The organism is bacterium (genome assembly GCA_035419245.1).
GTDB lineage: Bacteria > Zhuqueibacterota > Zhuqueibacteria > Residuimicrobiales > Residuimicrobiaceae > JAKPUX01.
Map to the genome: position 1 here is coordinate 103,981 of DAOLSP010000005.1, position 21,653 is coordinate 125,633.

Sequence of the window (21,653 nt, forward strand, 5' to 3'; positions counted from 1 at the left end):
AAGAGAAGTACCATTCGCGTACGTTCCGATTCTGATGGCAAGATAGCCAAATTAGAACAGAATGTCAATCCATAATTCGCATCGACCCCGATTTCAGGCCTGAGATTGTGGCTCTGGATCACAAATCAGGATTTTTGTCGGTCACGCCCCGCTGATCGTTCCTAAGCAACAAAAAAGGGCTATCCGTGAAACAGGATAACCCTTTTTGCATCTTCTTGGTCGGGGCGGCGGGATTCGAACCTGCGACCCCTTGACCCCCAGTCAAGTGCGCTAACCGGACTGCGCTACGCCCCGATGTAAATCGTCCAACAGTTTCGCCAGCTCTCTAAGACCATGTCGCAGCTCCTCGATCACATCCTGGCTTTTGGCTTCATAAAGCGAAAGATTGAGCTGGGCGTCATTGCTGCGCTTGATCTGCGCTAATTTCTGCCGCGCACCTTCAATCGTATATTTTTCGTAATAAAGAAGGCGTTTGATGACAAATAGCAACCTGATATCATTCTTGCGGTAGATACGGTTGCCGGCGCGGTTTTTAGCAGGCCGAAGCTCGCGAAACTCGGTCTCCCAGTACCGCAACACATACGGTTTGAGACCGGTGATGCGACTCACCTCGGCAATGGAATAGTAAAGCCTCTTAATCGCTTTCTCTTCCATCTTGGGCGTGACCTGAGGCTGAGCCTGCTCATCAGATGTATAAAATAGGGATAATTGTTCCAATAATCAAGCACTTTTTCTTGGTTTTCTAAACCCCTGTTTGACCAGAACAGTACCATCGGAACAGAAATCAATGCCACGCTGTATAAAGTTAAACAATTTTTCGTGTTTTCCAAATACTTTCTTTTCAAAGAGCAATGGCGAATCGTACAAGTAGACACCCAATCGAGGCAAAACATAATTCACTTCAAGCGCTATATTAAACCGGCCCATGACCACGCCGGAGCGGTATCCCGCCCGCTTACAGCAGTCCACGACCGCTGCATTGGTGTTCCCGAAGGGATAACTGATGGCATCGATCGTCGTGCCCGTCATCGCCTCCAGCAGGCGTTTTGAACCTTCCAACTCCTCCAACCGTTGCTCTGCTCCCATCCGCGTCAGATCACGGTGATACAGCGAATGAGAGCCGATCTCCCAGCCCGCACCCGCAAGCTCGCAAATCTGATCCTGAGTCATGTGCGGGAAAGAGAGCCCACACAGGTTAACATCCCAATCGTCCATTTTACCCACATAACCGGCCGGCACGAACAGAGTCGCGCTGAGCCGGTGTGCGGCAAGCACCGGCCAGGCATGTTTGTACACGGAAGCATAGGCATCGTCAAAGGTCAGCGCAACGCGCTTTTCCTGGCTGTCCACAGACTGCAGATACGTCCGCAACGGCATGATCGCATAGCCGGCCTGCAGCAGGGTCCGGATCTGACGGGCAAACTGCGGCGGCGTGACCCGAGTGATGGCCAAATCGAAGCGGGGCTCCACCATATGATAAGCGAGAATCGGCATGGGGATCCTGTGAAGATGCGTAAAAGCGAATCGGTGTAGTAACGGCATAAAAAAAGACCGGCATCCGCAGCGGGTGCGGATGCCGGGAATGGCAGTACAGCGGAGGGCGCCGCTGTAGGCTTTTGCCTAGCGGTTGCCGTGCGGCGGCCGGTTGTTCTCCGGGGCGCCAGCCGGCCGTTCCAGGAGAACCTTGCGGCTGAGATCGATCTTGCCATCACCATCGATCTTCATCACCTTGACCTGAACCTCATCGCCGACCTTGAGCACATCTTCGACGCGTTCGACACGGCGATGTTCAATCTCGGAGACGTGGAGCAGTCCCTCCCGACCAGGCAGCACTTCCACAAAGGCACCGAACTTGGCGATCTTTTTAACCTTGCCGGTATAAACCGTGCCGACCTCGACCTCGGCGGTCATTGCCTTGATAATGCTGGAGGCTTTCTCGCAGGCGGCAGGATCGACGGCGGCGATCGTCACTGTACCATCATCATTTATATCGATGGTGGTCTCGGTGCGCTCGACGATCTCCCGGATATTCTTGCCGCCGGGTCCGATGACCAAACCGATCGAATCAACCGGAATCTTGATCGTGACGATACGCGGCGCATAGTTGGAGAGTTCGGCGCGCGGTTTGTCGATAACCGCTGTCATCTTGTCAAGGATGAAAATGCGTCCTGCCTGCGCCCGCTGCAGGGCTTCGCGCATGACGGCCGTCGAGATGCCTTTGATCTTGATATCCATCTGGAAGGCGGTGATGCCCTCCCGCGTGCCGGCAACCTTGAAATCCATGTCACCCATATGGTCCTCATCGCCGAGGATATCGGTCAACACGGCGACCTGATCGCCCTCCTTGATCAGACCCATGGCGATGCCGGCCACGGGGCTCTTGATGGGCACCCCGGCATCCATACAGGCAAGGGAGCCGGCGCACACGGTGGCCATCGAAGAGGAGCCATTGGACTCGAGTACATCGGAGACGATGCGGACGGTATAGGGAAAGAGTTTCTCCGTCGGCATCACTTGCTTGATCGCCCTTTCGGCGAGATTGCCATGGCCGACTTCACGACGGCTGACACCGCGATTCGGCTTGACCTCGCCGGTGCAAAAGCTCGGGAAGTTATAGTGGAGCATATAGGTCTTGCGGAATTCGCCTTCGAGCTCCTCGATGCGCTGCTCGTCGACCTTGGTGCCGAGGGTGACCGAGGCGAGGGCCTGGGTCTGGCCGCGGGTAAAGAGTGCTGAACCATGGGTGCGCGGCAGCAGTCCGACCTCGATGGAGATGTCGCGGATGTCGCTGAGTCCGCGACCGTCGAGGCGGCTCTTATCCTGGAGCACCATCTCACGCATGAGGCTTTTTTCGAGATCATGAAAGAGCTCGGCGATCTTGACGCTCTTCTCCGGGAAACTCTCCGCCAGATCGGCCTGGAGCTTTTCGCTTAGTGCAGCGAGTCCTTCGCGGCGCGCTTCTTTCTCCTTCACGCGGAGGGCACGGGCGAGTTCTTCCTTGTAAGCCGTGACGGCCTCGACGAGTCCGGGAATTTCCTCGGGCTCGGGAAGAGTCATCTTGGTTTTGCCGGCTTCGGCGACCACCTGGGATTCAAGGGCGAGGATCCGGCGGATAGCGTCATGGCCATACTCCAGGGCGGCGATCATATCCTCTTCGGAGATCTCGCGCGCTTCGCCTTCGACCATGACGATGGAGTCCTCGGAGGCGGAGAGGACCAGGTCGATATCGCTCTCCTCTTGCTGCTCGAAGGTGGGGTTGGCAATGAAACGGCCCTCCACCCTGCCGATGCGGACGCCGGCGATGGGCGTCTGAAAGGGGATATCGGAGACGCCTAGTGCCAGGGAGGCGGCGGTGATGCCGAGGACGTCGGCGTCGTTGATCTTGTCGGCTGAAAGCACCCAGACATAGACCTGCACTTCATTGCGGAAGCTCTTGGCGAAGAGCGGACGGATGCTGCGGTCGATCAGACGGGCGCTGAGTACCTCGCCGTCAGTCGGCTTGCCTTCGCGTTTAAAAAATCCGCCGGGGATTTTGCCAGCGGCATAGGCCTTTTCGCGATAATCGACGGTGAGCGGAAAGAAATCGCGTTCCTCCGAGGCTTTCTTATCGGCGACGACAGCGGCTAGCACGACCGTGTCACCCAGCTGGACCCAGCAGGCGCCATTGGCCTGCTTGGCCAACTTGCCAGTTTCCATGATCAGCTGCTGACCTTCAAAATCGGTTTGTTTTCTAACTACCATTGTTCCTCCATTGTGACCAGGCCGTTTCCCCGAGGATGAAGATGCGAGGAGAATGTCTTTTGCAGGCAAGCGCACTGCGCACATTCATGATAGAGTGATATCAACCTGATTCTTGTGAGTAATGCAGAGTCCAAGCCCTGCGTCATCGCAGCCGATTCATTCCTCGCGGCCCTTAGCCGCGTGGAACAAACCGGCTGCGTCTTGCTTTATTGCTATGGTTCTTTAGCGGCGGATCCAGCGGGGTTGGAATCGACCAGATCCGTCGATTTGACGTTAAACTTTTCGAATAGGGTGCGCTTGACCAGATAGAGTGCAGGCCCTGTACCGGTCTTGGCATAGAGCGTAGTGGTATCCTTGTCCTGGCCGAGAAGCAGTTCCCCGAGCAGCGCGCCCTTTTGGGTCACACGGCAGCGGATGCGCGGTTTATCAAGGCCGAAGGGCTTAAGCGCTGTCGCGTTGTCGCTGACGAAACGTTCCGCCGTAGCGTTGGCGAGATCACTCACCAGTCCGGTTATTTTCCAGTCCCGAAGCCGCTTCTCCGCTGGCCTGGTCAGGGTCCAACGGCCCGCCGTGTCCTTCTGGCAGACGAAGGTGGTATCCCCGATACTCAGTTCAAGTCCGTCTGCGGCGGAGACAGGGAAGCGTAGAAGCTGTTTGTCACGCAGGTCATTCAGGGTTACCTTGAGGCTTTTCACAAAGCTGGAATCGACTATAAAGACAGCGGGCCGTGAAATATCTCGGGCATAGAATTCATGGCCTTCGGCCTTGCCGATGGCCAGTGCAAGTGGACCCGATGCGGTTGAGCGGCCGAGTGTATACTGCATCAGGGGCTTATCGAGACCGTACACGCCAAGGCTCCGCGGATTCTCCTCGACAAAGCGCGCCGCTTTCTGGTACTGTAGCGAATTGAGTAAAGCGGAGATCTTGTTGCGATCGGCCGGATAGGTGCCGGGGAATGTGATCTTCCAGTCGCTGCCCTCTTTATTGAGATTAAACATCTCCTGGCCGCTTTTAATTTCCATGGTGCTGATAGTGTTCTGTTCAAAATCGAGGACGCTCTTGTCGCGCAGGTCCATCAGCGATTTATTGAGATTAGACCACAAGCTGCTGGTGCCGAGAAAGACTTCCGGGTAACCGGCTTTCCGGGCATAGACCAGGGAGCCGATCGCGGCATCGTCGCCGATATAGAGGGTATCGATTTTGCCTTTGGACTGCAGCACCAGGATGGCGCGGGGCGGCAGCAGGCCGAAAGCGGGATAATCGGTCGGGCTTGACGAAACGATGCGTTCTTTTTTCGCCCAGCTGAACATCGAGGCGATGGCATTCCAGGCGTTCTTGTCGCCCCGGATGCGCAGGGGTGCCTGCATCGACCATCCGCTACTATCGCGAGCGGCCTGGAACCCGGCGGGCCAGATCCCGATGGCGGTGATTTCGTCGCCGGAGTAGTTGATTATTTTTTCGTTCGCACTCTTTTCAGCCTGATCGGACGTGTCCTTTTTGTTCATATAAACAACGCCAAGGATGCCCAGTGTGAGAATGAGCGCGAGGATGAGCGTTGTTCTGAATCTCATAGCCTCAAGACTCCAAAAATCCAAAGGTATACAAACCGGCCATGGCTTCCCGATGCAGGGAAGCCATGGCCCATGGTTATTTGCGTTTACGGTAGACGGCGATTCCGGTGGCGAAGATAGCTAATGGCAGCAGGATTACGCCGATATAGAGCAGGGCGCGGGACTGCGTCTGGGTGATCGTGATTCGCCGGTCCTCGGGGTCACGCGCCCGCACAGAGATCAGATCCTCTTCCCCGGCCAGCCAGCTCACCGCATTGAGAAATAGATTGCCGTTCCCCTGGGTGTTGAAGTAACTGTTTCCTGCGAAATCGGAATCCCCGAAAACGACGAGCCGGGTTTTGGCGGCTGTGCCGCTGGCGTCCGATGCCGCAGCCATCTCGGCGGCGGCACAGAGAGTCACCGGTCCGCGTAAATCGGCGCCCGGAGTAAAGGTGATCTCTTTGAGGCCGCTCAGAGGGGAGGTCTCACCCCAGCTTCTCTGGCTGGTTTTGGCAACCTCTTGCCAGGTCAGGCCGGCAGGCGTATTATCAGCGCGGCTGATCGAACGGGCTTCCGGAAAAAAAGTCATCAAGTTGAAATCCTTGGTGATCGCATGCTCGGGATACTGCGAGACGATCGGCATGGTTGGGCCGGCGCCGAAAAGCTGGCCGAAACCCGAAGCATCCACCACGACATCATGGCCGATCTTGTACCCCCATTCGCTGAGAAGAGCCGCATAAGAGTCCGGCGAATCGGGATCAAGTAGTGCCAGCAGTTTGCCGCCCTTCTTGAGATAGGCGCTAATCAGCGATTTTTCGTTGCCGAAGAGATCGCTTTTGGGGCCGGCAATCACCAGCAGGCTGCAATCGGCAGGCAGGTTGTTTTCTTGGGCCAGGACGATCGTGCCAACTTCATAATTCTCATTAACTAGAGCGGTCTTGGCCTTATTCAGACCGTTTTGATCCGATTTTTCCGGATCCTTTTCGCCATGGCCGCTGGTAAAATAGATCTTCTTTTTACCTTCCCGCGTCACCTTGATGATGGCATTGGTGAGCAGCTGTTCTTCACTCTTCTCGATCCGCTCTTCCTTGCCATTACCTTCCACGATAAGGGTGCCATAGGCCTTGACCTGGTATTTTTTGGCGAGTCCGGGCTTCTTGTCCGGATCGTTGAATTCAAATTTCAGGTGATCGGAATAGTGCGCGTACTCGGTGAGGAGTTCTTTGGCCATGCCCTCTTCACCGGATTTAAAAAAGCCGGTCACCTTGACATCCTGTTTAAGGTTTTTCAACAGCGTTCGTGTCTGTTCTGCCAGGCTGAACTGTTTAGCAGCGGTGGTATCCCAGCGCCAGGAGAACCTCGAGGCGAAAATATTGGCGACGACGAGAAGCCCGAGAATGACAGCGATCATCAGGGCAGCGTTGCTGCTATATTTGGCCGATCGGCTGGTCAAGCCCTTTTTAAGTTCTTCGAACTGCAGCACGGCCGATGCAACCAAGAGAATAGCGCCCAGGATCAGCGGCGCATAGACCATCCAGTTCATCAGGCTGGTCAGGGAGTAGATGATCAGGCCGGCCAGGAGGATCAATAGACCCAGCCAGCCGCTATAGACGGCTATCTTTTTCATTATCGGCCCCTCCATTTTGCGGATTCAATAGAGACATAGGAGAGGAAAAGGCCCATGGCGGCGAAGCTGAGATAAAAAACGAGGTGTTTGGTATCCAGGACCCCTTTGGCAAAATCATCGAAATGCTCGATCAGGGAAAAATTCCCCAGAACCTTGCCAACGGCAGGGCTCGCCATGTCCGAGATCCAGCCAATCGCCCAGAAGACCAGGATGAAGGCAACGGTGCTCACCGCCGCGATGATCTGGTTATCGGTGAGGGTCGAGAAAAAGAGCCCGAACGAGATGTAGCACAATCCGAGCAAAAAGAGCCCGAGGTAGCCGGTAAGGATCTGGCCCAGCTCGGGTTTCCCCAGGACAAAAAGGACGGCGATGAACAGACCACTGAGCAGCAGCATCAGCAGATAGAGTCCGGCTGCGGCGCTGAACTTGCCCAGAATGGACTGGGTGTTGGTCACCGGCGAGGTGAGCAGCAGTTCGATCGTACCACTCTTCTTCTCATCAGAGAAAAGCCGCATGGTGACCAGGGGCAGAAAAAAGAGAGCGAACAGGCTCATATTGTGCAGCAGCGGCCGGACCGCCATCATATTGACATTGAGCTTGGGCATGGCCATCCGGTAGTATTGCGCCTGCATGTCCGCTTGCATACACATCTGGACAAAATTGGTCACTAGCAAATAATAAAAGATGCCCGAAATGAGCAAAAAGAGGCCTATTACCACGTAGGCGATCGGGGAGCTGAAATAGGATCTCCACTCCCGATTGAGAATGGCGAGATAGTTATTCATTTGTGATCCACCTCCTCCTCCGTAGTCGTCACGCGCAGGAAGACATCCTCGAGACTGAGCCCCTCGGGCCGCAGTTCATAAAGATCCCAACCCTTCTCGATGATGGCGCGGGCAATGGCGGGACTGATATCGCCCTCGGCACCGCTTTCGATCTGGTAATGCCGGATGCCCTGTGGCGCGGACAGATCGAGAGCGCGCACCTGGCGGACCCCCTCAAGACGACCGAGCAGGTTTTGCACCTCAGCGGCGGGTCCGCTGGAAGCCAAAGCGAAACGCTGCGACCCGGCCAGTTTGCGGGTCAGGTTTTCCGGAGTATCTTCGGCGACGATTTTACCCTTGTCGATGATGACCACCCGTTCGCAGGTCATACTGACTTCGGGCAGAATATGTGTACTGAGGATGATGGTGTGCGTACCGGCGAGGCCCTTGATGAGTTCGCGCACCTCGATGATTTGTTTGGGATCGAGGCCGACGGTGGGCTCATCCAGGATGAGCACTTCGGGATTATGGACCAAAGCCTGCGCAAGTCCGACGCGCTGCTTGTATCCCTTTGACAGCTGCTTGATGACCCGTCCCGAGACGCTGCTGATACCGGTTTTATCCATGGTTTCAGCAATCGCCCGCTTGCGATCGCGCCCGTCGATCCCCTTAATTTTGGCGACGAACTCGAGATAATCGGTCACCCGCATATCCATGTAGAGTGGCGGATTCTCGGGCAAATAGCCGATGCGGCGGCGAACCTCCATGGAGTGCTCATGGACATCAAAACCAGCCACCACCGCCGTACCGGAAGTCGCGGGGAGGTAGGTTGTCAGGATACGCATGGTGGTCGTCTTGCCAGCGGCGTTGGGACCGAGGAAGCCGACGATCTCTCCCTTACCAACCTGAAACGAGACATTGTCAACAGCCATGACCCGCCCGAAATAGCGTGTCACTTGTTTTACTTCAACCATTGGCCATAGCCTCCTTTCTCTTTGTCTGAATCCGGCCTGGACCATGCTCCGGGCGCATCGGGGAGTGGCAGCCGCACCGACACTAACGGCGGATACCGAGTTCCTGAATCAGCGAACGATAGAGCGTGATATCGTTGGATTTCAGGTAGTCGAGCAAACGGCGCCGGCGGCCGACCATCTTGAGCAAACCGCGCCGGGAGTGGAAATCCTTCGGATTCGTGTGAAAGTGTTTGGTGAGCTGATTGATACGCTCTGTCAGCATGGCGATCTGGGCTTCGGTGCTGCCCGTATTGCCGGCACGCTGTCCGTACTTGAGCACAAGCTCTTCTTTTACTTCTTTGGTCAGTGGCATTTAAAAAACCTCCGGTTAGTAACTTTAATGGCTTGATAAAAGTTCCATAGATTTAGCGACATCTTGTTTGATTTGTTCGATCAGGGCCGTCGCAGTGGCGAATCTGGCATCCTCACGGATATAGGCGATGAGTTCGACGTTCACCTCCTGCCCGTAGAGCTGAGCATTGAAATCGATAATATAGGTCTCGATGACCCGTTCCCCATCCGGGAAGGTAGGCCGCTGGCCGATGTAGGTTACCGAGTCATAGCGCCGGCCGCCCAGGCGGGAGCGCGAGGCATAGATGCCGGGGCGCGGCACCAGTTTATACTGAGAGTAGGGTTTGAGGTTGATGGTCGGAAAGCCCAGACCGGTTCCCCGCCCTGCTCCATGCATCACCAGACCGTTGATGCTGTACGGGCGACCCAGCATCTGGGTGGCAAGCTCCAGATCGCCCTCCTGCAGGGCCTGGCGGATTCTGGTGCTCGAGATGATCTCCTCGCCGTATTTCAAGGGAGGCAAAGAATCCACGGCAAAGCCATGGTCCTCACCGAGTTTTTGCAGAAGGGCGAGATTGCCGCTGCGTCCCTTGCCGAAGGCGTGATCGTGCCCGATGATGATCTCCCGCATGTGCAGCTTGTTGAGGAGGATATCGATAACGAAGCGGTCCGGCACCATGCTAGCGAAGGCCGGCGAGAAATGGGCGATCACGAGCCGGTCGAGGCCGAGGCCGCTGAGGATCTCGATCTTCTCCTCGATGGTGGTCAGCACCTCCTGCTGCGGCCGGGTGGGATCCTGGAGGACGAGCTGCGGATGCGGCTCAAAGGTGATCATGGTCGCGTGTGCAGGGGCCCGTTCGGCGCGCCGCTTCAATTCGGTGAGGATCGATTGATGGCCGCGATGAACCCCATCGAAGGTCCCCAGCGAGACCACACTGGAGTCGGAGGGTGGAAAAGTATGGATATTCCAGATGATTTGCATTACTGCTCTATCTACACCGTTCAGATTCAATATACTGCGGCAAAGCGGTTACTTCCAGGGCATCCTGCAACAGATACGCACCGATGCGCGTCCGGGTGAGATGCGACAAAAAACCTACAGTGCCGAGTACCAGGGCCAGATCACGCGCGAGGGCACGGATATAGGTGCCCTTGGAACAAGAGACCACAAAATCGATCCGATTATCCGCGACCGCCAGCACCTCGAGGTTGTGAATGACCACCCGCCGGGCTGCGGGCGTCGGCGGCGCGCCGGCCCGGGCGAGTTTGTAAAGGCGCTGGCCGCCGATATGGATCGCCGAGAAGCTCGGCGGCACCTGTTCCACTTCACCGACGAAACGACGGGCGGCTTCGCAGACTTGCTCTCGATCCAGCGGAGCACACCTTTTCTCTTCCGTTATCACTCCGCTGATGTCTAGGGTGTCGGTCGTGACCCCGAGACGCATCCGTCCTCGGTATTCCTTGGGCGCATCGACAAGAACGCTGATATTCCGGGTTTCACTTCCGGTGCAGACCAGCAGGACCCCCTCCGCGAAGGGATCGAGCGTCCCGGCATGACCGACTTTTCCGCCGGCAACGAGTTTTTTCACCAGGCGAACCACATCAAAGGAGGACCAGCCGACCGGTTTGCGCAGGTTGAGAATGAGGTCCGGGCAGCGGGCATCCCGGTGCGTTCCAGAAAGACGGGAAGCGGCTATGACTTCTCCTCCCGGTGTATCTTTTCAATCACATCCTGGATATGGGCGGCATAGCGGGCGGAATCGTCATAGCTGAACTGGATCTCGGGCACATAACGAAGTCCAAGACGATGACCCATCTCACCGCGGATCATGCCGGTCAACTGCTCGAGCCGCTGTGCGGTATGTTCGATGCGCGCCTGATCGCCCAGGACGCTATAAAAGATCCGCGCATGGCGCAGATCATCGGACATCTTGACATGGGTGATGGTGATGAAGCCCAGATCGCCCTTTTTCAGCTCGAAGAGGAGAAAGCGGCTGACCTCTTCCTGAAGCAGGGCCGCAACCCGGTCTGCACGTTTATATTTATTCATGACTCTAGATGATCTCCATCTGCTGACCTATGATCTCTACCTCTCCCTCGGTCTCGATCAGATGGAAGATTTCCGACATCACCTGGTCGATAAACTTGCGTTCGTTGGCAACCAGGGCAATGCCCAGGGTGCTGCGCTGCCATTTTTCGTTCTCGTCCACCTCCGCCACAGAGACGTTGAACTTGTTGCGGATCCGGGTTTTAAGGCTCTTGAGTAGAAATCGTTTGCCCTTGAGCGATCCGCTTTCCGGGATGAAGAGTTCGATCTGATACAGGCCTACCAGCATCGCCATGGCATCATCCTATTCCAGGGTCCGCTTGGTTTCGACCACCTTGTAGGCTTCAAGGATGTCATTCACCTTGATATCGTCATAATTGGCCAATGAGATGCCGCACTCAAATCCGGTGGCCACCTCGCGCACATCGTCCTTGAAGCGCTTGAGCGAAGCCAGTTGCCCATCGTGAATGAGGCGGTCGTCGCGGTAGACCTTGACGCGGTCGCTACGGCTGATCTTGCCTGAGGTGACATAACAGCCGGCAATATTGCCAACTTTTGGCACCTTGAAAACCTGACGGATCTCGACAGTCGCCGTCAGTTCTTCGGATATGGCCGGCGCCAGGAAGCCCTCGAGGGCCGCCTTGATATCGTTGACAATATCATAGATAACGTCATAGAGACGGATGTCCACGTTCTCCTTGGCGGCCAGTTCGCGGGCCTTAGAGGTCGGGCGGACGTTGAAACCGATGATGATGGCGCTGGAAGCCGAGGCCAGGAGGACGTCCGATTCCGAGATGGCGCCGACGCCGCGATGAATGATCTCGACCGCCACTTCATCGGTACCGAGACTGATCAGGGTATCGGTGATGGCCTCGATCGAGCCGTCCACGTCCGCCTTAAGCACCACATAGAGCTGGCGGACCTGGCCTTTCTGGATCTGGCGCGAGATTTCGTCCAGGGTGCGCGGATGGCTGCGCCAGCGTTCATGTTCACGCTGTAGTTGCTGGCGTTTCTGGCTGATTTCGCGGGTGTCGCGCTCGGACTGGAGCACGATCATGGAATCGCCCGCCTGAGGCATGCCGGCAAATCCGAGCACAGCCACCGGTTTGGAGGGCCCAGCCGACTTGACTTTGCGGCCGTGGTCATCGAACATCGAGCGCACCTTGCCGCTGAAAGAGCCGGCGATAAAGGGATCGCCGACTTTGAGGGTTCCAGACTGGACCAGCACCGTGGCGACAACACCCTTGCCGCGGTCCAGCTCCGATTCGATGATGACACCGCGCGCCAGGCGTTCGGGATTGGCCTTGAGGTCAAGCACTTCGGCCTCAAGCAGGACATTGTCCAGCAGCAGCTCGATATTCTGGCCGGTTTTGGCGGAAATTTCAACACATTGGTATTTTCCGCCCCATTGTTCGACCAACACATCCTGCTTGGAGAGTTGCATGCGGATGTTGTCCGGATTGGCACCGGGTTTGTCGATCTTGTTAATCGCGACCACGATGGGAACATTTGCCGCCTTGGCGTGACTGATGGCCTCTATGGTCTGCGGCATGACATTATCGTCCGCGGCGACGACCAGGATGACGATATCGGTGGCCTGAGCCCCGCGCGCGCGCATGGCGGTGAAGGCCTCATGACCCGGCGTATCGAGAAAGGTGATCGGCTTGCCGTCATCGGTCAGGACTTCGTAGGCGCCGATGTGCTGGGTGATGCCACCCGCCTCGCCGGCGATGATATTGCTCTTGCGGATATAATCGAGCAGCGAGGTCTTGCCATGGTCGACATGCCCCATAATGGTGACTACTGGCGGACGGCGCACCAGCTTGGCATCCTCATCTACCTCTTCCTTTTCGAGTTGCTCGAGCAGATCCTCGCCGAATTCCGCCAGGGGCGCCACTTCATAGCCGTACTCCCCGGCGAGCAGTGTGATGGTATCCATATCCAGGCGCTGGTTGATCGAAACCATCATGCCGAGTTCCATACACTTTTTGATGATTTCGGAAGCATCCGCATCCATCAGGCGGGCCAGTTCGGAGACCGACATGAATTCGCTGACCTTGATGATCGGAGTCTCCTCGACCTCGGTCTCGTCATCCAGCTGGATGCGGCGTTTTTTCTTCTTGCCTTTGCCCGGCTCCTCCATCGCTGCCATGGTCTGGCGGATGGTCTCCTGGATCTCGGCCTCGTTGAATGTGATCTTTTTCTTCTTTTTCGGTCGCTTGCGCTTATGCTCGGCCTCCGCCGGCGTAACCGCAGCCGGTTCGGCGGGCGCTTCAGCCCCTTTCTTCTTCCGTTTCCGTTTCCGCTTCTTCTTGTGGCGGCCCTCTTCGGCTTCGATCTCGGCGAGGCGTTCGACCGGAATGCTCTCCTTGGCGGGGGCACCCTCTTTCGGCGCGCGTGCGGCTGGCTTTTCCGTTTCTTCGGCGGGACGCTCCTTTTCGCGCGTCCGGCGCGAAGTCTCCTCAGGCGGAATTTCGATGACAACCAGCCGCTTGTGCGGCTTGGCCTTGACAGGCTCGGGCGGGGCTTCTACCGGGATAGCTCCTGCGGCTTTTGCTTTGACCGGCGGGATCTTGGCGCCGGCTTCGCTAGCCCGTTTGTCTTCGGCAGCCTGAGCCTCCTGGCGGGCTGCTGCCTCGACAGCGGCCGTTTCACGGCGCTTGCGCAGTTCAGGCATCTCCTTGGCCATTTCCTGGGCAACGGCCAGCCGCCGTTCCAGGTTTTTCTGGGCCTCGATCTTTTTAGCCTCCTCTTGCGCCTTTTTCTCGCGCAGTCTGCGGCGAAACTCATATTCTTCATCAATTTGAGTTGTTTTTTCGCCGAACTTTTCCACGACGGCGGCATAGGCCTCGTCCGAGACCAGACTCATCTGGTTGCGCACATCATGGTTCAGTTTGGTGAGGAAGGCGACAAGAGCTTCATTGGAGATGTTGAACTCTCTTGCGACTTGGAATACCCGCTTTTTCACAGACAAATGACACTCCTAATTCTACATGGCGATCACACTGGCATCAGGTTCCATTGGTGGACGCGATTATTGGGTTTCGGCCTCGAGTGCTTCGAGGATCTTCTCGGCCGTTTTCACGCCGATGCCCGGCAGCTGGGTGAGGCCCTCGGTGCCCGCGTTGAGGACATCGCGAACCGAGCCAAAGCCGCCGCTGATCAACAGGCTCTTCTGTTTCTCGGTGATGCTGGTGACATCGGTGATCGCCTTGTCCAGATCGCGCTGTTCTTCCATCAGTTTGCGGAAATCCTCCTCGCGCATCGTCTGGATGTCATAGCCGGTCAGGCGTGAAGCCAGGCGGCGGTTGACGCCGCCCTTGCCGATGGCCAGGGAGATCTGCTCGTCGTCGAGCACGGCACTGACCTTCTTCTCCTCCTCGTCGATGATGATGCGCAGGGGCTTGGCGGGGCTGAGCGCACGGGTGATAAAGATCTCGGGTTCACTGCTCCAGTTGATGATATCGATCTTTTCGTTGTTGAGTTCCTTGACGATGGACTGGATGCGCATGCCTTTCATGCCGACACAGGCGCCGACGGCGTCAATGCGCTTGTCGTGGGAGTAGACGGCGATTTTGGTGCGCTCGCCGGCCTCACGGGCGATGCCGCGGACCTCGATGATGCCCTCGTCAATTTCGGGTACTTCGTTCTCAAAGAGCCGGGTGATGAACATATCGTCGGCGCGGCTGACGACGATCTCCGGTCCACGGTTGCTCTTGCGCACCTCCTTGATCACGGCGCGCAGGGTACCGCCACGGTGATGCCGTTCATCCTTGATCTGCTCGTTCTTGGGCAGGATCACCTCGGTGCGGTTGTCGACGGTCATGAAAATTTCATCGCGGTTGACCTGGCGGATCTCGCCTATGATGATTTCACCAACCCGGTTCTTGTATTCTTCGTAAACCACCTCTTTTTCGATCTCTTTGATGCGCTGATTGAGATTCTGCTTGGCGGAAATGATCAGGCGGCGGCCGAACGTCGAAGGATCGATGATTTCAAGGAATTCATCCCCCTCTTCCATGTCTGGCGCGCTCTTCTGCGCTTCCTCGAGAGCGATTTCGGTCACATCGTCGGTAACCTCGGTGACCACGTTTTTGCTCTGGTAGATTTCAATCTCGCCCTTCTCCATGTTGACAAAGATGGAGTAATTGCCATTCGGGCCGTATTTTTTCTTCAGCAGGCCCAGGAAAATCTCCTGCAAGATCCGGGAAAGGACCTCCTTGTCAATGTTTTTCTCTTTGACAAGCAGGGAAAAGGCTTCGACAATCTCGTTTTTCATAGCTTTTTTCCAATAGAGATCATTTGAATTCGACGACAACTTTTGCCAGAATCAGGTCGGCCAGGGGGATAACAAGTTCCTCCCCACCCGTCTGGAGATGCAGGATCCCTGCGGTGACTTGCAGAATGATCCCCGTGGCGGAACGCTGTTCCGCGCCTTGATGGTAAGTCACCGCTACTTTTCGTCCTTGGTGCCGGATGAAATCTTTTTCTGTCTTGAGCGGACGATCGGTGCCGGGCGAGGAGAGTTCGAGGGTATACTGCCCCGGGATGAGATTAATTTGGTCGAGCCGGGCGGAGATAGCGCGGCTGGCACTGGTGCAACGCGCCAGGGAAATGCCACCAGCCTCATCGGCATAGATGCGAATGACCAGATTGCCCTTGCGTCCGTGGACTTCGAGATCGACCAGGTCGATTGCCATCTCGGTCAGTATCGCTTCGATAATTGCTTTTAAATCATTTATTTCTATCATGCTGTGATTCCGTAACAATAAAAAAGTGGGCCAAAATGGACCCACTTCAGAGTGATAATATATAAAAAAATAACAAACTATGCAAGAAAATTCGCGAGAAAATCAGTTCCCGAGCATGCTAAGGAGCATCAGGGCATCATCCTTTTCAGTCGCCTTGGGATACTCATCGAGAAGACGATTGAGCACCTTACGGGCCTGGGCCGTATTGCCGGCCTGCTGATAGCAGCGTCCGGCATTGAGCAGCATCGAGGGGGTGAGTACTGATTTGTATGAGTCGGCCGCCTTGAGGTAAGCGGCTGCCGCTTCGCCAAGGTTTTTCTCCTCTTCGAGGCAGGCTGCGACGCCGCCGATAGCCGCTGCGCGAAAATAGTCATCCCCTTTAAAGCTGCCCGCGAATTTCTCATAATGTTTGCGGGCGTTGGCATATTCCTTGGTCTGAAAGAAGGCGTTGGCCAGATAGAGCCGTGCCATTTTACCGCTGGTGGTGCCGCCGTAGCTGTCGACGATCGGGCTCAGCTGGCTGATGGCATTCTGGTAATCCTGGGCCTCGAGGGTGCGGGTAGCGCGCGCCAGATCGACACTGGCGCTCCTTTCTGCCCTGATCTGGGAGTAGGAGTAATAGGCCACGCCGGCTGCGACTAGAACCACGGCGCCGACCGCCATCATCAAAATCTTACCGTTCTGTTCAAGCCATTCCTGGGCCTGGAAATAAAAAGTGACCAGCTTGTCTTCCTTAAGCTGTTTCTTGGTGATCTTTTTTCGCGGTTTGAGCATTGGACGTCCAGTTGGTTTATGATCCAAAATTCCGAGTTGATTAAAACTTGATAATATAAGGATGAAATCATCGAAATGCAACAGAAAAGGCGGCGGAAGATGGCCTGCGTCAAGAACTCAATCAGGACGGGCTTCCCGGGCGGAGACGGTAACGATCTCGTAGAGGTGACCGGCGAGGGCCGAGATGAAGATCATGAAGAGGAAGAGGACGAAGATTTCGCCGATCTTGGACCGGAGCAAGCCGAAGAAATGGCCGAATTTGATAAAAATCGGCATGGAGAGCACGCTGATCACCAGGGAAATGACGATGCTCGACCATAGTTTGGCGAAATTTTCCCGGCCGCCGGCGAAATAGGCGATGACGAAGATCATCACTCCCAACGCGAAGGCGACGATGGAGACGGTGGGATGAATCTCGAACCAGACCAGGAAATCACCGCCGCGTTCGCCACCCTGGGCCATGGTTTGAGGATCAGGGATGGGCATAGCTCTCAGGGCCTCTCGATTCAAACACAGTTACAGCTCCCGTTTAGCACCGCTATATGCATAATGTTGTGAAAATATGGAGAAATTGCAAGACAATTTTCCATCCGCATTATTTGAGCGTTCCGCACCCGGCCGATAAAAAACCCTTTGTTCATCGTACTGCACAAAGGGCTTTTCGTCATCAACGATGCAATCTCTTCCTTAGCCCCTGGACTTCTCCAGCAACGGGCGCAGCGATTCCGACACGCCCAGCAGGCCGAAAAGACCGCCACTATGCAGGAAGAGGATGTTCCTCATTTCCCTCAAATGGCCCTTGGCGATCTCCTGCACCAATCCATGCATCGCCTTGCCGGTATAGACCGGGTCGAGGATTACCCCTTCCCGCTGCGCCAGACGGATGAGTGTTTCCAGTTCTTCCGGGCGGGATTTGCCATAACCTTCTCCGGCATAACCATCGATTAGATGTATACTTTTGGCATCCGCCTTTAGCTCTGGATGATACTTCCGCCGCACCTCGTCCAGGATCTCAAGGATACGGGCGGTAAAATAGGCCGCATCGTCGCAGATATTGATGCCGATGACCTCGGTCTCCCAGGATTCGCGTTCCTTGCCAAGGATCAGTCCTGCGAGTGTTCCCCCCGAGCCCACAGCGCAGACCATGGCGTCAAAGTGAATCCCCAGGTGAGCGGATTGCTGCCGGATTTCGCGCACCGCCTCTGCATAGCCAAAGGCGCCCAGCCCATCGGAAGCACCCTCTGGGATGATATAGGCACGCTGGTTTTTCTGCGCGTAGCCGGCGGCGATCTCCTCCATGATTTCCTGGCGGCGGTCGCGATAGGCTTCAGGGGAGATATAGGTGACTGCAGCTCCGACCACCCGGTCGAGAAAAAAGTTTCCAGCCAGCGTATCCGGCTGTGCTCCACGCAGGAGCAGGTGTGACCGCAGTCCCAGCCGGGCTGCCGTAACCGCCGTGGCGCGTGCATGATTGGATTGGACGGCGCCGCAGGTAATGAGCACATCAGCGCGGGCATCGAGAGCGGCCCTGGCTACGTATTCGAGTTTGCGGATCTTGTTGCCGCTGAGATCCATGCCGGTCAAGTCATCGCGCTTGATCCAGAGGGCCGGCCCGCCGAGATCGGCGCTCCAGCGCTTCAAGGGTTGGATCGGGGTGGGCAGCTGGGCCAGCGATAGACGCTGGGGTTCGATTATCGGCATCGCTTATCTCCTGGCGGCTTTGACCGCATCCGCGGCGAGCGCCAGCGCGCCGACGACGCCGGCGTCGTTGCCCATTTGGGCGCGCACCAGGCGGACTCCCTCCAGGGACGCCGCCAGGGCATGGCCTTGCACGCTTTTCCAGATGCGGGCGATGAACTCATCTCCTGCGTCGGCAACCCCGCCGCCGATGACAACGACATCCGGATTGAAAATATTGACGATATTGCCAATACCGCATCCGAGGTAAAAACAGGTCTCATCGATGGTCTCGTTGGCGGCCTCTTCCCCGGTTTTGGCGTTTGCAAAGATCACTTCAGTACTCAGGCCTTCGGGAACCGGCAGATTACGCGACTTGAGTTTTCCGGCATAATTGCGCACCATCGCCGGCGCGGAGGCGTAGACCTCTAGACATCCCGGATTACCGCAGCCACAGAGCGGCCCCTCAAAGTTGATACTCATGTGGCCCAATTCCGCTCCAGAGAAACGCGCACCACGGAAGAGCTGATCATCGATGACAATGCCGCCGCCGATGCCGGTACCGAGGGTCAGTCCGATGACGTTGATATACTCCTTGGCAGCACCATAGCGGGCTTCTGCAAGAATGGCAACATTGGCATCGTTATCCGCCCACACTGGTATGCCAAAGCGCCCCTGCAGATTGCCGCGGATATCGGCATTGGGCCACTTGGGCAGGTTCGGCGTATTGCCAAGCACCCGTCCAGTATTGTAGTCAATCGCTCCGGGACTGCCGACACCGATCCCGGCTATTTCAAGTCCCTGTTTAGTCGCTACCTCGAGGAGTTCTTCCACCGCGGTGAACATTACGGCAAAGACCGCTTCCTTGGATTCCTGGGCGTTACTGGGCAGTTTGCCCTTTGCACGAATCGTCCCATCCTCGGTGCCCAGGGCATATTTTAAAAAAGTCCCGCCCAGATCCAGGCCGATGAAGGCCCTTTCCTTCTGCTCCATTTCTTCTCCTAGTGGCTTCTGCTTGTTCAGGCCTTCGTCTGTTTATTCCAGCACCCTCTCTCCGGCCTCTTGCTCAGCATTTTTTCCTGCAAGCGGTAAAAAGTACCCAATCGCTGCGAGATTTTCAAGTCTTTTCTGCCGAGGCGACCGGGGTTGCCAGCCTTTGGACACCGCAGTGGCTCTGTTCAATGCCGTTCGTGATTTCAGGCCCTCAGGGCTGCAAATTGCAGTTTGCTGGCCCCTTCGTGATACCGCTTGCGATAGGTCTGCTGGATCTCCTCGAGGGTGGCCGCGGTGGTGCTGTAACTTTCGCTTCCGGTGTCGACTATCCACTCCAGGGAACCGGGCAGCGTCCGGTCAATATAGAGGATGCCGTGGAGGTGATCGATTTCATGCTGCAGCACGCGGGCAAAATGACCCCGCGCCTCGATTTCAACCGTATGACCTTCAGGGGTTTCGGCCTTGACGATGATCCGGATATAGCGGGGAACTTGTCCCTGCAGACCGGGGAGACTGAGGCAGCCCTCGATATCCTTCTCCATCTTTTCGCTGTAAGCGATGACCTCCGGATTGGCCAGCACGTATAGTTTTTTATGGTCTATATCCTTTGCGACCAGCAGTTGCTTGTCGACATTGACCTGAGTGGCTGCAAGGCCGACACCGTCGAGCGCCTCCATGGTCTCGATCATATCGGCGATAAAGGTTTCACTGAGCTCGCCGGGCTGGATGCGTCTGGCCGTCGTGCGCAGGGTCGGGTGGCCATATTTAATTACCGGTAAAACCGCCATGAATCTACCTTTGAGGTTAAGCGTGGGTTGATTGCCTGTCTGCACGATAGGAACTGCGGACCAGCGGTGCCGATTCAACATGTATAAAGCCCATCCTGATTGCCGTCTCTTGCCACTCCGCAAACTCACCGGGTTCTATGAAGCGATCGACCGGCAAATGGTGACGGGAGGGCGGCAGATACTGCCCGAGCGTGAGAAGCTGGCAGTCGACGGCGCGGAGGTCGGCGAGGGCGGCCTGGAGTTGGGCGCGGGTTTCGCCAAGGCCCAGCATCAGTCCCGATTTGGTGAGACTCCCCGCCTTTCGTGCCGCAGCGAGCAACGTCAGGGAGCGCCGATAGTCGGCTTGCGGCCGGACGCGCGGGTAGAGCGCCTGAACGGTTTCGAGGTTATGACTGAGGACGTCGGGTTGGGCGGCCAGAATCGCGGCCAGGGCTGAGATGGAGCCGCCGAGGTCGGGGATTAGGACCTCGACCTGGCACCGCGGTGAACGGGCGCGGATGGCGGAGATGGTCGCGGCAAAATGGGCTGCGCCTCCATCCGGAAGGTCATCGCGGGTGACCGAGGTGACCACGGCATAGCGCAATCCCAGTTCCTGGACCGCCGCAGCGACGCGAGCCGGCTCATCGGGATCCGGGGGCTGCAGCCGGCCGTGGAGAACCGCGCAAAAGCCGCAGTTGCGCGAACAGATATCGCCGAGGATCATAAAGGTCGCGGTCTTTCGTCCCCAGCATTCGCCGATGTTAGGGCAGCGGGCGCTCTGGCAGACGGTATGTAGCTGGTGGCCGGCGACCAGTTCCTTGACCTGATAAAACGAGCCCTTGCCGGCGAGGTCTACCTTGAGCCAGTGAGGCCTGCGGAGTTCTTTCGTTGATGACATTAGATAATTTAAGAATAAATTTGGATAAAGGAAGTAAAAAAGTTCGAGCGCCCGTGAGGGGTCGCGCTCATTCGCTCCATTTTTCGCCCGCAACCTGGTATTTTAGGAAGGCATCGCGAGTCCAGGGCATTTTCTGCGCAAAGATATCCGAGATGGCATCGGCGTAAATACGGATCTCCTCCTGAGCGTGGGTGTCGGTGCGCAGGGAGAGAAAGTTCATCAAGGCACGGCTATTGACTGTCCAGTAGAACTCGGTATAGAGGGAGAGCGGCAAGACGATCCGTGCGTGTTCCCGAGCGACGCCGCGCTCCAGCAGTTCCTGATAGAGCGCATAAGCTTGCTGGTAGAGGGCCGAAATCTTGCCCTGCAGCTCGGTATTCTCTTCCTCCGCGAGGAGGTCATAGCGGTAATTGCGGGCTTTCTGGGTGCGCAGGCGCGCCGGAAGGCAAAACTCCTCTTTCATCTTGGCATAGCGGCCCGAGATCTCATTATAGCTGGCAATGCGGTGGCGAAACCACTGCCGGGCCACAAAAATTGGGCACTTGATGTGAAACTTGAAGACCGAATGCTCGAAGGGCGTTTCATGGCGGTTGGCGAGCAAAAAGTCGAGCAACTTATGATCGCGCTCGGGATCGGTCGCCCCCTTGCCAAAGGAGACGCGAGCCGCCTCAACCACGGCCATATCCCCGCCCATGAAATCGAGGAGTCGGACGAAACCATGGTCGAGCAAGGGGATTTCTTGCATAGGTTCCAACGATAC

General features: G+C 56.6%; 22 protein-coding genes and 1 tRNA gene. All 23 read right to left on the minus strand.

Features of this window, described 5'->3' with window-relative positions:
• Positions 1-216: 216 nt before the first annotated feature.
• Positions 217-294: transfer RNA gene (locus PLH32_09180), tRNA-Pro, on the minus strand.
• Entirely contained in the window at positions 271-717 is a 447-nt protein-coding gene (locus PLH32_09185) for a MerR family transcriptional regulator (protein ID HQJ64767.1), read from the minus strand. The genes PLH32_09180 and PLH32_09185 overlap by 24 nt, the downstream gene beginning before the upstream one ends.
• A 3-nt stretch (positions 718-720) precedes the next feature.
• Positions 721-1,494 carry a polysaccharide deacetylase family protein gene (locus PLH32_09190; protein ID HQJ64768.1) on the minus strand — a complete coding sequence of 258 codons (774 nt, stop codon included), beginning with the start codon at positions 1,492-1,494 and terminating at the stop codon, positions 721-723.
• 126 nt (positions 1,495-1,620) lie between these two features.
• The gene (pnp, locus tag PLH32_09195) at positions 1,621-3,741 is read right to left on the minus strand and encodes a polyribonucleotide nucleotidyltransferase (GenBank protein HQJ64769.1); all 2,121 of its coding nucleotides are present in this window, start codon (positions 3,739-3,741) and stop codon (positions 1,621-1,623) included.
• A 212-nt stretch (positions 3,742-3,953) separates the two neighbouring features.
• Entirely contained in the window at positions 3,954-5,312 is a 1,359-nt protein-coding gene (locus tag PLH32_09200) for a DUF4340 domain-containing protein (protein HQJ64770.1), read from the minus strand.
• Positions 5,313-5,388: 76 nt separating this feature from the next.
• A complete protein-coding gene (locus PLH32_09205; protein HQJ64771.1) occupies positions 5,389-6,918 on the minus strand; it encodes a Gldg family protein in 1,530 nt (509 codons plus the stop codon).
• A complete protein-coding gene (locus tag PLH32_09210) occupies positions 6,918-7,703 on the minus strand; it encodes an ABC transporter permease (protein ID HQJ64772.1) in 786 nt (261 codons plus the stop codon). The genes PLH32_09205 and PLH32_09210 overlap by 1 nt, the downstream gene beginning before the upstream one ends.
• Positions 7,700-8,656: an ATP-binding cassette domain-containing protein gene (locus PLH32_09215; GenBank protein HQJ64773.1), complete on the minus strand. Its 957-nt coding sequence runs from the start codon at positions 8,654-8,656 to the stop codon at positions 7,700-7,702. Before PLH32_09215 ends, PLH32_09210 begins: the two co-directional genes overlap by 4 nt.
• 82 nt (positions 8,657-8,738) lie before the next feature.
• On the minus strand, positions 8,739-9,008 hold the full coding sequence (rpsO, locus tag PLH32_09220; protein ID HQJ64774.1) for a 30S ribosomal protein S15: 270 nt from the start codon (positions 9,006-9,008) through the stop codon (positions 8,739-8,741).
• Between the two features lie 24 nt (positions 9,009-9,032).
• The gene (locus tag PLH32_09225; GenBank protein HQJ64775.1) at positions 9,033-9,968 is read right to left on the minus strand and encodes a bifunctional riboflavin kinase/FAD synthetase; all 936 of its coding nucleotides are present in this window, start codon (positions 9,966-9,968) and stop codon (positions 9,033-9,035) included.
• Positions 9,969-9,975: 7 nt separating this feature from the next.
• Entirely contained in the window at positions 9,976-10,620 is a 645-nt protein-coding gene (truB, locus tag PLH32_09230) for a tRNA pseudouridine(55) synthase TruB (GenBank protein ID HQJ64776.1), read from the minus strand.
• 59 nt (positions 10,621-10,679) lie between these two features.
• Positions 10,680-11,036: a 30S ribosome-binding factor RbfA gene (gene rbfA, locus PLH32_09235; protein HQJ64777.1), complete on the minus strand. Its 357-nt coding sequence runs from the start codon at positions 11,034-11,036 to the stop codon at positions 10,680-10,682.
• A 4-nt stretch (positions 11,037-11,040) separates the two neighbouring features.
• The gene (locus PLH32_09240; protein ID HQJ64778.1) at positions 11,041-11,328 is read right to left on the minus strand and encodes a DUF503 domain-containing protein; all 288 of its coding nucleotides are present in this window, start codon (positions 11,326-11,328) and stop codon (positions 11,041-11,043) included.
• Positions 11,329-11,337: 9 nt separating this feature from the next.
• Positions 11,338-14,001, minus strand: coding sequence for a translation initiation factor IF-2 (infB, locus tag PLH32_09245; GenBank protein ID HQJ64779.1), 2,664 nt, complete (start codon positions 13,999-14,001; stop codon positions 11,338-11,340).
• Positions 14,002-14,067: 66 nt separating this feature from the next.
• The gene (gene nusA, locus PLH32_09250; protein ID HQJ64780.1) at positions 14,068-15,312 is read right to left on the minus strand and encodes a transcription termination factor NusA; all 1,245 of its coding nucleotides are present in this window, start codon (positions 15,310-15,312) and stop codon (positions 14,068-14,070) included.
• Between the two features lie 19 nt (positions 15,313-15,331).
• Positions 15,332-15,784, minus strand: a complete 453-nt coding sequence (gene rimP, locus PLH32_09255) for a ribosome maturation factor RimP (protein ID HQJ64781.1) — start codon at positions 15,782-15,784, stop codon at positions 15,332-15,334.
• Between the two features lie 102 nt (positions 15,785-15,886).
• Positions 15,887-16,558, minus strand: coding sequence for a tetratricopeptide repeat protein (locus tag PLH32_09260; GenBank protein HQJ64782.1), 672 nt, complete (start codon positions 16,556-16,558; stop codon positions 15,887-15,889).
• A 117-nt stretch (positions 16,559-16,675) separates the two neighbouring features.
• The gene (locus PLH32_09265; protein HQJ64783.1) at positions 16,676-17,044 is read right to left on the minus strand and encodes a hypothetical protein; all 369 of its coding nucleotides are present in this window, start codon (positions 17,042-17,044) and stop codon (positions 16,676-16,678) included.
• Positions 17,045-17,245: 201 nt separating this feature from the next.
• Positions 17,246-18,259 (minus strand): D-cysteine desulfhydrase family protein, encoded by a 1,014-nt coding sequence (locus tag PLH32_09270; protein HQJ64784.1) that lies wholly within the window; start codon positions 18,257-18,259, stop codon positions 17,246-17,248.
• A 3-nt stretch (positions 18,260-18,262) separates the two neighbouring features.
• Positions 18,263-19,228 carry an ROK family protein gene (locus PLH32_09275; GenBank protein HQJ64785.1) on the minus strand — a complete coding sequence of 322 codons (966 nt, stop codon included), beginning with the start codon at positions 19,226-19,228 and terminating at the stop codon, positions 18,263-18,265.
• A gap of 203 nt (positions 19,229-19,431) precedes the next feature.
• Complete coding sequence (gene def / locus PLH32_09280; protein HQJ64786.1) at positions 19,432-20,016, minus strand: peptide deformylase; 585 nt, start codon at positions 20,014-20,016, stop codon at positions 19,432-19,434.
• 16 nt (positions 20,017-20,032) lie between these two features.
• Positions 20,033-20,893, minus strand: a complete 861-nt coding sequence (gene lipA / locus PLH32_09285) for a lipoyl synthase (protein ID HQJ64787.1) — start codon at positions 20,891-20,893, stop codon at positions 20,033-20,035.
• A gap of 67 nt (positions 20,894-20,960) precedes the next feature.
• Positions 20,961-21,638: an FAD-dependent thymidylate synthase gene (gene thyX, locus PLH32_09290; protein HQJ64788.1), complete on the minus strand. Its 678-nt coding sequence runs from the start codon at positions 21,636-21,638 to the stop codon at positions 20,961-20,963.
• Positions 21,639-21,653 lie beyond the last annotated feature (15 nt).